Consider the following 14196-nt stretch of genomic DNA (forward strand, 5'->3'; position numbering starts at 1 on the left):
GACTATGAAAATAAGCTTTTCTTCTTTACATCCTTTTGTGAATTTTTTCTATTATATTGGGGTGATGATACTATGTATGATGTGTCTTCATCCTCTTTTTTTAATTGGAGCGATTGTACTAATAGTAATCTTAAATATAGTACAAGGGAATGGCGAGAAAATAAGAAAGATGCTGCCTAGTACTTTTATATTCTTTTTGATGGTAATTTTATTCAATTCTTTGTTAACGCATAGAGGAGCGACTACTTTATTTTATTTAGGAGATAGCCGGATTAAGCTTGAGGCTTGTATGTATGGACTTGTAATGGGTTTATTATTAGTTGCGATTATGTTTACGTTTGCTTCTTATAACGATATTATTTCGAGTCATAAATTTTTATATTTATTTTCAAGGATTTCACCGAAAGTAGCATTGTTAACGATGATTACAGTGAGGTTTGTTCCTTTGTTTATTAGGCGGTTAAAGAAAATTACACTCGTCCAAAAAACGAAAGGTGTACAATTAGATTCAGGTTCACTCATTGAGCGTATAAGAAATGGAATGCAATTACTGCAAGTGTTATTAGTTTGTTCGTTAGAAGATGCACTACAAACAGCAGATTCTATGCAAGCTCGTGGGTTTGGTGTAACGAAGCGTACGACTTATATTCGGTATAGAATGGAAAGACGCGATTGGTACACGCTAAGTTATTTAAGTATTCTATTTATAGCCTCATTCATATTTAGTTATTACGGCGGAGGGAAATTGATCATCTATCCGAAAGTGGAATCAATACTATTCCAGCAACACGATGGAATTATGTTTTTCCTATTTATGATGTTTGTTAGTTTACCAATTATGATGGAAGGAAGGGAGTGGATATGGTGGCGCATGCAGAAATAAAAAATTTATCATTTATATATGCTGATGAAAATGAATACGCGTTACAGCATATTTCTCTTTCTGTTCAAAAAGGAGAATTTATAGTACTTGCTGGTGGCTCCGGCTCTGGGAAGACAACTTTATTGAAACATTTTAAAAAGGAGTTACTTCCAATTGGCACGCGTTCGGGGCATATATATTATGATGGTGCTTTATTAGAAGATGTACCAGATTTATTATCTGCACAAGAAATTGGTATGGTATTTCAAAATCCAGAAAATCAGCTCGTAATGGATACAGTTATTCAAGAATTAGCATTCTCTTTAGAAAATATCGGGCTACCATCACATATTATTCAAAAAAGAATAGCGGAACTCATTAGCTTTTTAGGATTTCAAGATTTGTTACATCAATCTGTTCATACTTTATCTGGTGGTCAAAAACAACTAGTAAATTTAGCAGCAGTATTAGTCATGCAGCCGAAGCTACTATTACTGGATGAACCGACAGCGCAGCTAGATCCGATTGCTGCAAAAGAGTTTTTAGGATTGTTAAAACGTATTAATGAAGAACTCGGAATTACGATAGTTTTAAGTGAACATCGTTTAGATGAAGTTATACCGCTCGCAACACGCGTTGTTTGTATGGATAATGGCAGAATCGTTTATGATGGTACTTCTAAAAGTGTGATAGCGAACATGTGGGAAGTAGAAAAGTTCCATCCATTCATTCCCCAAATTCCAAGATTGTTTTTAGAGTGGAATGTAGAAGATATTCCGTTTACAGTACGAGAAGCGCAAATGAAAATGAATGATTTTTCAGCGATATCATATAGGAATGAGCAAGTAGAACAATGTGAAAAGCAAGAAGTAATTTTAAGTGCAGAACATATATCTTTTCAATATGAAAAAAATAGTCCACTTATTTTACGAGATTTAACAGTGAACATCGAAAAAGGAAAATGGACAGCTCTAGTTGGGAAAAACGGAACTGGGAAGTCTACACTGTTAACGATTTTAGCAGGATTGCAAAAAGCTAGAAGAGGTAAGGTAAAGTGGAATGGAAAAGTGATACATAAAATTGATTCGAAAGAACGATTTAAAAGTATAGGGTATGTATCACAGCATCCGTATTATCATTTTACATTTGATACAGTATGGGAAGAGGTTTATGAGCGTGCTCGTGAATTATATGGCGAAGAGGGAAAAGGAATAGCAGAAGAAATGTTGGAAAAGTTCTGGTTAGATTCGCTTAAAGATCGCCATCCGCATGATTGTAGCGGCGGGGAGCAACAACTACTTGCATTATGTACAACGTTATTATCAAAGCCGACTTTATTATTACTGGATGAGCCGACAAAGGGACTAGATCCATGGAAAAAGGAAAGAGTAGGAGAGCTGTTTAAACAATTGCAAAAAGAAGGTGCAACAATTGTAATGACAACGCACGATATTGAGTTTGCAGCGAAATACGTTGATCAATGTATGATGTTATTTGACGGGAAAGTCATTATGAATGATGCACCGAAAGAGTTCTTTAGTGGTAACTTCTTTTATACAACATCTATTAACCGATTCATCCGTAGAGAGTTGCCATTTGCATTAACGTGGGAGGATGTGTACGAAGCGTGTCCAAACGATATGTTGCGTTTATAATATTTATTTTTGTCGTTGTAATATGTACACTACTCTTTACGACTCTTATTATGGACGGGTATTACATGGTAAGTAGTTTGTTTTTATTAGCTGTCATTATGTTACCTTTCTACTTCCGTTTTGAAAGGAGGGCGTTTGTTTCACGTGAAATTGTTATCGTTGCTGTGTTAGCGGCTATTGCAGCGGTTAGCAGGGTACCATTTTCGATATTACCGAGTGTACAACCGACTTCTTTTGTTATTATCGTTTCTGCAATTGTTTTTGGAAGTGAAACTGGCTTTATGATTGGGGCAACGGCGGCCATTGTATCTAATATTTTTTTAGGACAAGGTCCGTGGACTCCGTGGCAAATGTTCTCTTGGGGCATGATCGGTTTTATAGCAGGATTACTCCGAAATACATTTTTGATGAAAAAACTATGGGGACGACTCATATATGGATTTGCCGTTGGATTTCTATTTGGCTGGATTATGAATTTCTGGGGTCTTCTTGGTTTTATACAGGAAGCAACGTGGGAAACAGTTATTGCTTACTATGTCGCAAGTTTTTACTTTGATCTGAGTCACGCGATATCGAATGTTATTTTCCTTCTGTTATTTAGCACGTCATGGATTACGATCCTCACAAGATTTAAAAAGAAATACGGTATATTAGATGAGCATAACGTGACATAGAAAAGCATACTCATATAAGGTAGGGTCGCGACTTACATATTCGTTTGCCTCTTTCATGCTTCTTACATATTGTAAGAAGCATTTTTTATTGTCAAAAAATAGATTCAATATATATCCGTTATTATATGAAATTATTTGTATAATAGTAGGTGAGAACTATTTTCAAGAGGGAGGTGTATAGTTAATGAAGTTAGTTATTCCGAAGCAACATGGAGCATGGGCGATGCTTGTCATACCATTTCTATTAAGTGTATTACTTGGTAAACCTACTTTTTATCATATCCCATTGTTTTTAGCCTGGTTCTTTATCTATCTAGCTACTTATCCATTTCTCATGTACATAAGGCAAAGACGAAAAAAAGAATTTCTACACGCTGCCATTGTTTATTTTATCATTGCATTTGTATTTGGGATGATTTCTTTATTATATGAATGGCGAATTCTTTTATTCGCAGTATTAATGATTCCATTGTTTATTATAAATATGTATTACGCTCGTCAAAAAAATGAACGAGCATTACTAAATGACATTTGCGCGATTATAGTGTTTTGTATAGGTGGTTTAATCAGTTATTATTTCTCAATGAAATTCATAGATAAAACAGCATTATTCATTGCGCTTATTTCATTTCTATATTTTTTAGGAAGTACGTTTTATGTGAAAACGATGATTCGTGAAAAAAATAATCCGAAGTATCGTTTTATATCTTGGGGATATCATATTGTATTAACGGTAATTGTATTTGCTATAAATCCATGGTGTTCACTCATATTTGTACCAAGTGTAATTCGGGCCATTATGTTGTATGGCAAAAAGATTTCTATATTAAAAGTAGGGATTCTAGAAATTGTTAATTCTGTATATTTTTTAATCATAACGGCAATAATGATGAAGTATGCCATTTGAAAAAACTTCCCATCTTTTGATGGGAAGTTTTCATTCTTGTTCTAAGATGTGAACGGTATAATCACATCTTTGTAATGCTTGCTCTACAGCGTAAAGGGATTGTTCAATACGTGCACGATTAAAATCTTCTTCAACAGTTTGTAATGCATCTTCTAAACAATGTTTCGCTTCTTGTAATGAATGAAAAGAATCTTGTACGTATCCACGAGCATTCTTTTGCAACGTAGTAGCCTCCTTTTGTACATCTTTTTGTAGTATGAACAATAAAGAAGAAAATATAATTTATTATATTTATTTGACAATTATAATCAAATTACGTATAGTTAAATTTAAAGTGAATATTTTCTTATCCAGAGAGGTGGAGGGACTGGCCCGATGAAACCCAGCAACCGCGATGCAGGTGCTAATTCCAGCAGAACATATTTGTTCTGGGAGATAAGACGAAGATATACGTAACTTCTTCTTATCGGAGAGGTTTTTTTGTTGCAAAAAAACCGATTACGAAAACATATAATAAGAAGAAAGGGGTTGCGAAGTACTGTGACACTCGAAAAATACGTAAAACTGCGTAGTACAGTTTATGAATATATGATAGAGCAAGATAAGCCAATATCATTGTTAGATATTCAAGAACATATCGTTTCGCATCATGAAGGAAAATTCACTAAAAAAATGTTACATCAATTTTATTTATCAAGATTATTAGATGAACTCAAACTGGATGGGAAAATTACTTTAGCTGATGATGAATATCGCTATGCTGAAAAAGGGGTATTTTATAAAGCGGGAAAAGGGAGCTGAGCTCTCTTTTTTTTGAAGTATGTAGCGTAAAAGACTGCTAAAGCAGCCTGATACAAGGGAATGGTGTTGAGTGTGTAGTGTCAAAGATTGAATGTGCCTGAAAGAGGCACTTCATATCGGCTGCAAATGAAAAGAGACACCTTCGCCGAATAGGTGTCAGTCGTTTTGCCATGTAGACTCGCTACTTGACAGTAATTAGAATAACATGCAGGGTTTTTGAAGTCAAAAGGGAATTAAAGGAAGGGGTGTTGTTATGTACGCTTACTTATTAAAAGATATAACGAAATGGATTCCAAAGTACATTATGGATAAAGGTTATGAATATTATGAAGAGGGACATGTAGAAGATGTTGAAATACAAGACAAGAAAGTATTTGCTTTCGTTACTGGAAATGCAGGGAACTATGAAGTGATTATTGACCTTACTGATTTTACAAAAAGTAGCTGCGAGTGTCCGTATGAAAATTATTGTAAGCATATGGCTGCAGTTGTGTATGATATTCAAGGTGCTGGTGAGAGTACAGTTAAAGAACAACTGAAAGGTTTAGAAAAAGAAGAGTTACTAACAGTGCTAAATCGTTTGTTACAAAGTTCGAAAAATGTCCAAATCGTAGAGAAGATGTTAAAGAAAGGGAAGATTTAACTGTAGAGGGGAGTTGCTTTGTAGTGAACGTACTAATTATATACGCTCACCCTAGTCCTTCAAGCTTTAACGCAGCAATATTAAAGCATGTGCAAAAAGGACTTGGGGAAACAAATCATTCTGTTACGTTACTTGATTTATATAAAGAACAATTTGATCCAGTGCTTGTATTTAATGAAGAGAAAAAAAGACGGGATTTACTAAATGAAGAAGAGACGAAGCGATATAGAGAATTAGTGCAGGAGGCGGATATTCTTCTTTTCATATATCCAATATGGTGGTGGGGCATGCCTGCTATTTTAAAAGGATTTATTGATCGTATTTTTGTAGCGGGATTTGCTTATAAATATGAAGGAGCTTTACCAACAGGGTTATTGAAGGGTAAGAAGGCATGGGTTATTAATACGTTAGACTCACCGTTATGGTATGTGGCCCTATTATATCGATCAGCAGATTGGATTATGATGAAACGAGGGGTTTTACGTTTTTGCGGCATTCGCGATATAAAACGGTCAGTTTTTCAATCTGTGAAAACGAGTAAACTAGAGAAGCGTGAAAAATGGCTATTACAAATAGAAGAAAAGGCTCGTACATTATGAATGAAATCGATCGTATTATAAAGTGTTGCAATTGTGATGACGAACTTTTTCGTACGTATATTAATTGTTTAGTCCAATTGAAGAAGTGTAGTGAAACGTTTCAACAAATTCAAATACAATTAAGAAATGATTATTTAATAAGAGGGATTTGTGAAAGAGAAGTTGATGAGGTAGTACGGGGAAGTAAAGAATATGAAACGTATTGTCTTCCTAAAGCGTTACAGTGGAATTTCTTGGGGAAAAATCCACATCTGATTGAAAAAGTATGTGAGGATTTTTTTGCATTTGCGGCATTAAATCTTACGGAGATAGAGTGGAAGACGATTATAAATTGCATGGGAAATAAATGAATTATTATGTAAAAAAGCTAGTATAAAACTAGCTTTTCGTTTAAATAAATAAGAAACACAGACTAATGATAAATCCTGCATAAAGTAAATTAACAACACAAAATCCCATAATATCACGAGCGCCTAAACCAGCTATTGCTAATGCCGGTAATGCCCAGAAAGGTTGAATTAAATTTGTCCAAGCATCGCCCCATGCAATTGCCATCGCTGTTTTCGCAGCAGGTACACCAAGTTCAGCGCCAGCTGGAATCATAATTGGTGCTTGTACAGCCCATTGTCCGCCTCCAGATGGAACGAAAATATTAACAATTCCAGCACTTAAAAATGTAAAGAGCGGGAATGTGGTTTCATTTGAAATGCTAATAAAGAAAGTAGAAATAGCTCCTCCAAGCGAAAGCCCTTCACTATTTACTCCAATCATCATCCCCATAATTCCTGCGTAGAACGGAAACTGAAGTAAAATACCTGAAGCACTCTTTGTTGAGTCAGAGAAAGCACGAATATATTGAATAGGAGTACGGTGAAAAATTAGTCCGGCAATTAATAACATAAAAATAACGATATCAAGTGTAAGGTTAAAGCCTTTCGTACTAAAATAGTTGAAAATATAAATAAGACCTAATAATCCAATGCAAAGTGTAATAATCATACTATTTTCCATTTTTTCAGCGAATGTTTTTTGCTCTACTTCTTGAGCTGCAGCTTCTTCACGGAACACACTTGGATCTACTGTAATCGTATGTTTTTCATCGGGATGCATTGCTTTATTAATGAGAGGCATCGTAATTAAAAAGATAATGACTGGAACGAGAGCGTATGGTGAGAATAACGTTTCTGTTATTGGAATCGCTTCTTTAATACTTCCAGCTGTCGTTTTAATTAACGTTTCACCGCCTGTTGCTAACGTAAGAGGGATAGAAGCAGAAAGGCCTGCATGCCAAATGAGAAATCCGGAGTAAGAAGAAGCAATTGCTAACCTATAATCTAATCCTTCTAACTGTCTTGCCACTTCTTTTGCGTATAAAACAGATACAACAATACCGAAGCCCCAGTTTATGTATGCTCCTAGTAAACTTACAATTGAAATTGCGATAATACCTTGTCCATTTGTTTTCGGTAGTTTCGCTGCTTTCGTTAATCCTTTTTTAATAAGAGGAGCGTTTGCTAATGCAGATCCTGTCACGAGTACAAGAGCCATTTGCATAGAAAAAGCAAGAAGGCCCCAAATGCCATTGCCCCAATGCGTAATCATTTCTACCGGTGTTTGGTGTGTTGCAAACATGCCGAAGAAGATAACGAAAACAGTTAATAAACATGATAAAATAAACGGTTCTGGTAAGAAACGCTGCACAAGGGCAACACATCCATTTGTAAATGAACGAAACAAAATAGATCAACCTCCTTATGTTATGTATGTTTATTACAATATTCGAGGTTGTTTGAGTAACACCCTTTAATATAATGAAAATTCAAATTTATAAGATTATTTTCGTAATGTATAGATAGATTGATATTTTATGTCGAAATGTTATTTCATTTTGAAATGAAATATTTCAAAGAGGGGTAGTACCTATGCGAATCAACTTAAGCAAAGCAAATAGCCCAAAACGTTAAAATTATAGTTTGTGTATATAAATCGAAATAGTGTAAAAATATGTATTTTTGTTTATGTCTCTGTTAATGAGATTTGACGAAAACAGAAATTGAAAAGAATGCTCTATATACAAGGGAAAGAGGTGGTCATAGACGAATATGTTCATCAAATGACAGTTTATCCCGCTATTTGCGGGCAGTAAAACTCCCACCTCGAAATTCGGCGAATGCTAGGAAGTTAGGTGGGAGACAACTGCCCGTAAACGCCCGATTGGTGCGGGCTAATAATCAGTTGGGGATGGACAAAACCCCCACTGATTAAAGTTTCACTGTATGTAAGATCCAGATTATTGAAGAAGGATATTAGCTATTATTAACGAATTTTGAATTACAAACAAACTTTATCAAAAGTGGTGAGATAATATAGAGAATAAAACAGATTTCTTTTTGGATATGAAAATGGAAAAATGTATAGTTAGCAAGCTTCGGAGCGCTGGTTGTGTTTTCGCAGAAGATGAGACCCGGTTACTTATGTCAGAGGCACTAACTCCAGAGGACCTTATGAAAATGGTAGAAATGCGAGTCAACGGTCTACCTCTGGAATACGTTGTTGGATACACGGAGTTTTGTGGTCTACGAATAGAAGTGGATCGAGGCGTTTTTGTGCCACGTAAACGTACCGAGTTCCTTGTTCATCAAACAGAGGTCCTGTCGCGTTCTAGCGATATCATTGTTGATCTATGTTGTGGATCAGGTGCTGTGGGTGCCGCACTGGCATCAGCTTTGGGACGAGTTGAATTGTATTCTGTTGACATTGACCCCATGGCAGTACAATGCGCTAGCCGTAATGTAACGAATTTTGGCGGTCATGCTTTTGAAGGTGACTTGTATAAAGCTCTACCAGACTCACTTAAGGGCCATGTAAATATCCTAGTTGCGAACGTACCTTACGTTCCTACCGAAATAATAAAGTTTCTCCCCCGGGAGGCACGCCTATATGAACCAAATGTAACGCTTGACGGAGGTGACGATGGTCTTAACATTCTGCGAAGAGTAGCAGAAGAAGCTTTACTCTGGTTAGCTTTGGATGGACATCTTTTGATAGAGACGAGCGAAGTTCAGGCACCCCAGGCTTTTGAAATCTTTACTGCTGCTGGGCTTAGCACAAAAGTCGCTAGAAACAAGGAACTGGATGCTACTGTCATTATCGGTTCTAATTCTAGCTGTTAGAGTAAATAGACATTATTCAATGAATATAATCAATCCCTACAAGGGGGCGAATCCGTAAAAAGTGCACCTCCGATTGTTAGACTGTGTCTAATAATCGGAGGTGCACTTTTTTTATTTACCTTATTGAACTAAAGTATCTGTTAGCTTAATAGCAAATGATTAAAATCCACTATTTCTCCCAAAGTTCGATCAATCGACCTTCAGGATCTTTAATCCAAATAAACTTTCCAAATTCACTAATCTCTTCTTTCTTTTCAAGAGGTACACCAATATGTTCAAGATGCTGAATAGTCTCGTTTAGATTATGTACTTGGAAATTTAACATCACTTGTTGTTCTGTTGGAAAATAACTGTCATTCTCGGTAAAGAAAGAAAAGATAGTCTCAGTTCCTAATTCGGGTTTAATCACAGTCCCATTCCAATTTTCTATTTCAATTTTCAACACTTCACTGTACCATTTTTTTATAACATCAAGATTTTTAGTTCTCCAAAATATTCCTCCGAAACCTTTTATCATTGTATTTAACTCCTGTCTGTCTTTTAATTTTTAATGTGACTATGTATTCAATATATCAAAACAAAAGAGTAATAGTAAGTGGGAAATAGGCGGTCTGGAAAAATGAATAAAGCAATGATAAAAGACCGCACATGAGGTAAAAGCAATGTGCGGTCTTTTAAATATGGTACAGGATTACGAAGTTTCGCTAATTTTAGTCTCTGTATGAGTGTTAGTAGCAATTCTTTTCTTAACCTTAAAGTGATAGTAAGTATAGCAAAAGATAATAAATGGTACAGTACAATAGATTCCTAGTCTTTGATCTGGGATAAAGATAAGACTTAATAATATAATGCCATACAATCCAAAGCCAAGAATTGGTACAAGAGGATAAAGTGGAGTTTTGAATTTTAAGTCTTCTAATTTTCCACCTTCGGCTAAATAATGTTTACGGAAAAAGAATTGAGAAACACAAATTGACATCCAAACAATGATTGTAATGACTCCAGAAATTGAAATTAACCATAAGTAAACCGTTTCAGCAGCTACAACGCTTGTCAAAAGAGAAAAAGCAGAAATAGCGATCGTCAAGATTAAAGCGTTTAAAGGTATTCCTCGTGATGATAATTTCTTTAAAAAGGCTGGGGCCATTTCATTTTTTGATAATGACCAAAGCATTCGAGTTGCAGCGTACAGTCCTGAGTTTGCGACAGAAAGAACAGCAGTAAGAATAACAAAGTTCATAATATCAGCTGCATATGGAATACCGATATTATCAAAAACAGCAACAAATGGGCTCTTCGTTAATCCTGCTTCTTCCCAAGGAATTAAAGCTACAAGAACAAAGATTGCTAAGACGAAGAAAAACATCGTGCGCCATATTATATTTCTAATAGAACGAGGTAAAGTCTTTGCTGGATCTTCACTTTCACCTGCTGCAATTCCAACAAGTTCTGTACCTTGGAAGGAATAATTGACTGTAACCATTGTTAATAAGATAGCGGCAAGTCCATTTGGGAATAAACCACCATGATTTACGAAATTTGAAAGAAGCGGAGCGGGTTCGTTTCCTTTTAAATCAATAAAACCGAACATAGCAGCGCCGCCAAGAATAATGAAAGCGATAATGGCAGATACTTTTATACTTGAAAACCAAAATTCTGTTTCTGCATAACTACGAGCGGATAATGCGTTAATAGTGAATATTGTAACACCAAATATTAAACACCAAACCCAGACAGGAATATCTGGAAACCAGCGCTGCATTGTAATACCAGCAGTTGTAAATTCAAGACCGGTCGTATTCGCCCAGCTTAACCAATACAACCAGCCGATTGTAAACCCAGTTGCAGGGTTAATGAATTTGGTAGCATATTCCTGGAAAGATCCTGAAACAGGCATTGCTACAGCAAGCTCACCAAGACATAGCATAACAAGATACATTAATAATCCACCGGCCATAAAGGCAAGTACGGATCCACCAGGTCCAGCTTGACTTATAATAAAACCAGATCCGTTAAATAACCCCGTTCCAATCACACCACCGAGTGCAATCATGAATAAATGTCTACTTTTCATCGTGCGCTTTAATTCATTGTTTGAATTGTTTACTTGCGTCATTGTTTTCCTCACTTTCAAAATTGGTAGTATGAAAATCGATGTTTTTCCGTATTATGGAATGTATTCCGTGATGTGAAATCTTGTTATAATTTTCAGATAATTAAGAGGAAAAGTCAATATTTTTTTGTTTGCGTTTTCAAAACGTTGATGGTGTATCTTTTGTTTATTTCGAAAATTAAATAAATTAATTGATTTCAATTTGAATTTTTGTTAAATTGATAGTTAATTAGGCTAAACATACTACAAGTAAAGTTGAGGCGAGTTATGGTACAGTCCATTGATCGAGCGATAGGTATTATTAAGTTGTTGAATTCTACAAATGAAAAAGAGTATTGGGCTATTTCTGATATAGCTGATAGAACACATCTCCCGGTTAGTACAGTACATAGGTTACTGAACTCTCTAATGGAGCATGGATTAGTTACGCAAATTTCAGAAACAAAACAGTACAAGATTGGACCAATGTGGATGGAAGTAGGATTACGTCAATTGGAGAAGGTAGACTACAGATCTGTTGCAAGAGAAGTGATGAAGCGTTTGGCCTCTGAAGTTGAAGAAAGTGTTTATTTGAACATTCCAAATGGAACACATTCTATTATCATTGAAAGAATTGATAGTCCTTTAAAAATTCGGGTTATCGATAACTTAGGGGAACAGATTCCACTTTCGATTGGAGCCGCAAATAAAACGATGCTTGCCAATATGGACACGAATGAAATGGAACACATTGTAGAACATTTACTTTCTTCTTTACCAGAACAAAAGCAAATTCTTTTCGATCAAATAAAACAAATAAGAAACGAAGGATATGCTGTGAGTTATGGTGAAAAAACAGAAGGGACAGCTTCAGTAGCTGCACCTATTATAGGATTTAATCATAAAGTAGTAGGAGCATTAAGTGTTGGGTTAATTAGTCATCGAATTAATGATGATCGACTATCTTTTCTTATTAGTAAGGTAAAACAAGCAGCTCATGAAATATCAATAAAAATCGGCAGTACATCAGAATTATAATTTTGATAACTGTCGTCATTTTTTATTCATATATTGGAATTGATTTTCATAATGCGGAAAAAATAGGGGGATTTATATGTCAAAGTGGCAATCTAAAGAACAAATGGTGCAATTATTAAGCGATCTTGTTGAAATTCCTAGTATTACAGGTTCAGAAGCTGAAGTTATATTGCCAGACTTTGTTGTAGAACAATTATCTGACTTACAGTATTTCAAACAAAATCCGCATCATTTGCAAAAAAATCCGACGGGGGATGGAAGATATTTTGTTACAGCCCTAGTAAAGAAAAGTGATAGTACGAAAAATACTGTAATTCTTGTTAGTCACTTTGATGTTGTAGATGTACAAGATTATGGAATATGGAAAGAAGATGCATTTAACCCTAAAAAATTAACATCTATGTTTTATTCTCATAAAGATGAGCTACCAGATCATGTACGTGAAGATATTGAACAAGGAGATTGGCTCTTTGGTAGAGGAACAATGGATATGAAATGTGGTCTAGCTTTACAAATGGCGATGGTTGAGCAAGCTTGTGAAGGAAGATTTGATGGGAATGTTCTTTTATTGGCTGTTCCAGATGAAGAAGTAAACTCTGTAGGGATGAGAGCTGCTGTTCCAAGATTATTAGACTTAGCAAGAGAGCATGACTTAGAGTATAAAACGGTCTTAAATTCAGAGCCTATGTTTTCAAGACATCCTGGTGACCAAAATAAGTATATTTATACTGGTTCTATTGGTAAAGTGTTACCTGGTTTCCTTTGCTATGGAAAAGAGACACATGTAGGCGAACCTTTTGCAGGATTAAATGGGAGCTATATGGCTGCATTATTAACAGCTGAATTAGAGTTGAATACTGACCTTTGTGATATTGTGGATGGTGAGGCGAGTCCTCCACCAACTAACTTGCTTCAAAGAGACTTAAAGGAGGATTATTCTGTACAAATTCCTCATCGTGCTGTCACGTTATTTAATTTGTTTTTACTAGAAAAAAAGATGACAGATGTAGTTTCGTTGTTACGCCAAAAAGTAACGAAAGTAGCAGAGAAAATCGAAGAATCGTATGAGGAGCGCGCGTATCATTTTTCTAAGTATAATCCGTTCATACCGCCGAGTCTCAAAGTAAATGTATTAACGTATGAAGAGCTTATCGCTTATGCAATTGAACAACATGGAAGAGAAAAAATAAATGAAATTCAATCCGATATTATAAAAAATAGAGAAGATAAAGATGATCGTGCGGTAACTATTGATTTAGTAGACAAATTAACTATCTTATGTAAAGAAAAGGCTCCAATGATTGTACTTTTCTTTGCTCCGCCATACTATCCAGCTGTGAGTTCACGCAACAATCCTTTAATTAAAGAGGTAGTTGTAGAAATGGAAAAGTATGCCCACTATAATCATAGCATTACATTTGAAAATCAAAATTATTTTGGGGGAATTTCAGATTTGAGCTATGTGGGCTTACAGAACCCATTGGATTCAATGAGTTCTCTTGTAGACAATATGCCATTATGGGATAAAGGATATTCGATTCCACTTCAGGAATTAGAAGAGTTTGACGTTCCAGTATTAAATATGGGACCGGTAGGAAAAGATGCACATCAATGGACGGAGCGTCTGGACGTAAATTACGCATTTGAAACGTTATTAGATATGTTACCTATATGTATTGAAAAACTACTTGTTTCTAATAAAGTTACACAGTCATAGTTTCTGTGTAAGGGGGATAAAAAAAGACCGTAATA

The 14196-nt window shown here is 35.4% G+C and carries 15 protein-coding genes and 1 riboswitch; of the genes, 11 read left to right on the forward strand and 4 right to left on the reverse strand.

The features are described from left to right. The first annotated feature begins 4 nt into the window (after positions 1 to 4). From QCI75_RS10910 to QCI75_RS10925, 4 genes are all read left to right on the forward strand, one after another. Positions 5 to 883: an energy-coupling factor transporter transmembrane component T gene (locus tag QCI75_RS10910; RefSeq protein WP_353760440.1), complete on the forward strand. Its 879-nt coding sequence runs from the start codon at positions 5 to 7 to the stop codon at positions 881 to 883. Then, positions 862 to 2517 (forward strand): ABC transporter ATP-binding protein, encoded by a 1656-nt coding sequence (locus QCI75_RS10915; RefSeq protein WP_483299473.1) that lies wholly within the window; start codon positions 862 to 864, stop codon positions 2515 to 2517. The genes QCI75_RS10910 and QCI75_RS10915 overlap by 22 nt, the downstream gene beginning before the upstream one ends. Further along, positions 2490 to 3191, forward strand: coding sequence for an ECF transporter S component (locus QCI75_RS10920; protein WP_353760442.1), 702 nt, complete (start codon positions 2490 to 2492; stop codon positions 3189 to 3191). Before QCI75_RS10915 ends, QCI75_RS10920 begins: the two co-directional genes overlap by 28 nt. A gap of 184 nt (positions 3192 to 3375) precedes the next feature. After that, positions 3376 to 4098 (forward strand): YwiC-like family protein, encoded by a 723-nt coding sequence (locus QCI75_RS10925; protein WP_353760443.1) that lies wholly within the window; start codon positions 3376 to 3378, stop codon positions 4096 to 4098. A gap of 30 nt (positions 4099 to 4128) precedes the next feature. Here QCI75_RS10925 and QCI75_RS10930 read toward each other — a convergent pair whose 3' ends face one another. Next, positions 4129 to 4320 carry a hypothetical protein gene (locus QCI75_RS10930; protein WP_002137285.1) on the reverse strand — a complete coding sequence of 64 codons (192 nt, stop codon included), beginning with the start codon at positions 4318 to 4320 and terminating at the stop codon, positions 4129 to 4131. Positions 4321 to 4441: 121 nt separating this feature from the next. Next, positions 4442 to 4540: riboswitch (SAM riboswitch) on the forward strand. A 38-nt stretch (positions 4541 to 4578) separates the two neighbouring features. On the opposite strand from QCI75_RS10930, the gene QCI75_RS10935 reads away from it, so the two are divergent. The 4 genes from QCI75_RS10935 to QCI75_RS10950 all read left to right on the forward strand — a co-directional run bounded on the left by QCI75_RS10935 (position 4579) and on the right by QCI75_RS10950 (position 6491). Further along, the gene (locus tag QCI75_RS10935) at positions 4579 to 4899 is read left to right on the forward strand and encodes a hypothetical protein (RefSeq protein WP_002110869.1); all 321 of its coding nucleotides are present in this window, start codon (positions 4579 to 4581) and stop codon (positions 4897 to 4899) included. A 253-nt stretch (positions 4900 to 5152) separates the two neighbouring features. Then, the gene (locus tag QCI75_RS10940) at positions 5153 to 5542 is read left to right on the forward strand and encodes an SWIM zinc finger family protein (RefSeq protein WP_144507220.1); all 390 of its coding nucleotides are present in this window, start codon (positions 5153 to 5155) and stop codon (positions 5540 to 5542) included. Between the two features lie 23 nt (positions 5543 to 5565). After that, positions 5566 to 6141, forward strand: coding sequence for an NAD(P)H-dependent oxidoreductase (locus QCI75_RS10945; RefSeq protein WP_144507219.1), 576 nt, complete (start codon positions 5566 to 5568; stop codon positions 6139 to 6141). Beyond that, positions 6138 to 6491, forward strand: coding sequence for a group-specific protein (locus tag QCI75_RS10950; protein WP_144507228.1), 354 nt, complete (start codon positions 6138 to 6140; stop codon positions 6489 to 6491). The genes QCI75_RS10945 and QCI75_RS10950 overlap by 4 nt, the downstream gene beginning before the upstream one ends. A 40-nt stretch (positions 6492 to 6531) precedes the next feature. On the opposite strand, the gene QCI75_RS10955 is transcribed toward QCI75_RS10950, so the two are convergent. Beyond that, the gene (locus tag QCI75_RS10955) at positions 6532 to 7878 is read right to left on the reverse strand and encodes a short-chain fatty acid transporter (RefSeq protein WP_144507218.1); all 1347 of its coding nucleotides are present in this window, start codon (positions 7876 to 7878) and stop codon (positions 6532 to 6534) included. Between the two features lie 665 nt (positions 7879 to 8543). On the opposite strand from QCI75_RS10955, the gene QCI75_RS10960 reads away from it, so the two are divergent. Beyond that, complete coding sequence (locus QCI75_RS10960) at positions 8544 to 9314, forward strand: putative protein N(5)-glutamine methyltransferase (RefSeq protein ID WP_353761516.1); 771 nt, start codon at positions 8544 to 8546, stop codon at positions 9312 to 9314. Positions 9315 to 9483: 169 nt separating this feature from the next. Here the strand turns inward: QCI75_RS10960 and QCI75_RS10965 are convergent, their stop codons facing one another. Together QCI75_RS10965 and QCI75_RS10970 are read right to left on the reverse strand one after the other, a co-directional pair. Next, a complete protein-coding gene (locus QCI75_RS10965) occupies positions 9484 to 9831 on the reverse strand; it encodes a VOC family protein (RefSeq protein ID WP_000589586.1) in 348 nt (115 codons plus the stop codon). A gap of 174 nt (positions 9832 to 10005) precedes the next feature. Further along, entirely contained in the window at positions 10006 to 11430 is a 1425-nt protein-coding gene (locus QCI75_RS10970; RefSeq protein ID WP_353760444.1) for an amino acid permease, read from the reverse strand. Positions 11431 to 11694: 264 nt separating this feature from the next. On the opposite strand from QCI75_RS10970, the gene QCI75_RS10975 reads away from it, so the two are divergent. After that, positions 11695 to 12444 carry an IclR family transcriptional regulator gene (locus tag QCI75_RS10975; RefSeq protein WP_144507216.1) on the forward strand — a complete coding sequence of 250 codons (750 nt, stop codon included), beginning with the start codon at positions 11695 to 11697 and terminating at the stop codon, positions 12442 to 12444. A 76-nt stretch (positions 12445 to 12520) separates the two neighbouring features. Then, complete coding sequence (locus QCI75_RS10980; RefSeq protein ID WP_353760445.1) at positions 12521 to 14161, forward strand: M20/M25/M40 family metallo-hydrolase; 1641 nt, start codon at positions 12521 to 12523, stop codon at positions 14159 to 14161. The last annotated feature ends 35 nt before the right edge of the window (positions 14162 to 14196 follow it).

It is taken from the genome of Bacillus cereus group sp. RP43 (genome assembly GCF_040459645.1).
GTDB lineage: Bacteria > Bacillota > Bacilli > Bacillales > Bacillaceae_G > Bacillus_A > Bacillus_A mycoides_C.

Bases quoted from the DNA above. Each gene is read 5' to 3' on its own strand.
- QCI75_RS10940 (WP_144507220.1), top strand. From the start codon at position 5,153: ATGTACGCTTACTTATTAAAAGATATAACGAAATGGATTCCAAAGTAC.
- QCI75_RS10980 (WP_353760445.1), top strand. From the start codon at position 12,521: ATGTCAAAGTGGCAATCTAAAGAACAAATGGTGCAATTATTAAGCGAT.
- QCI75_RS10975 (WP_144507216.1), top strand. From the start codon at position 11,695: ATGGTACAGTCCATTGATCGAGCGATAGGTATTATTAAGTTGTTGAAT.
- QCI75_RS10950 (WP_144507228.1), top strand. From the start codon at position 6,138: ATGAATGAAATCGATCGTATTATAAAGTGTTGCAATTGTGATGACGAA.
- QCI75_RS10970 (WP_353760444.1), bottom strand. From the start codon at position 11,430: ATGACGCAAGTAAACAATTCAAACAATGAATTAAAGCGCACGATGAAA.
- QCI75_RS10915 (WP_483299473.1), top strand. From the start codon at position 862: ATGGTGGCGCATGCAGAAATAAAAAATTTATCATTTATATATGCTGAT.
- QCI75_RS10925 (WP_353760443.1), top strand. From the start codon at position 3,376: ATGAAGTTAGTTATTCCGAAGCAACATGGAGCATGGGCGATGCTTGTC.
- QCI75_RS10960 (WP_353761516.1), top strand. From the start codon at position 8,544: ATGGAAAAATGTATAGTTAGCAAGCTTCGGAGCGCTGGTTGTGTTTTC.
- QCI75_RS10910 (WP_353760440.1), top strand. From the start codon at position 5: ATGAAAATAAGCTTTTCTTCTTTACATCCTTTTGTGAATTTTTTCTAT.
- QCI75_RS10965 (WP_000589586.1), bottom strand. From the start codon at position 9,831: ATGATAAAAGGTTTCGGAGGAATATTTTGGAGAACTAAAAATCTTGAT.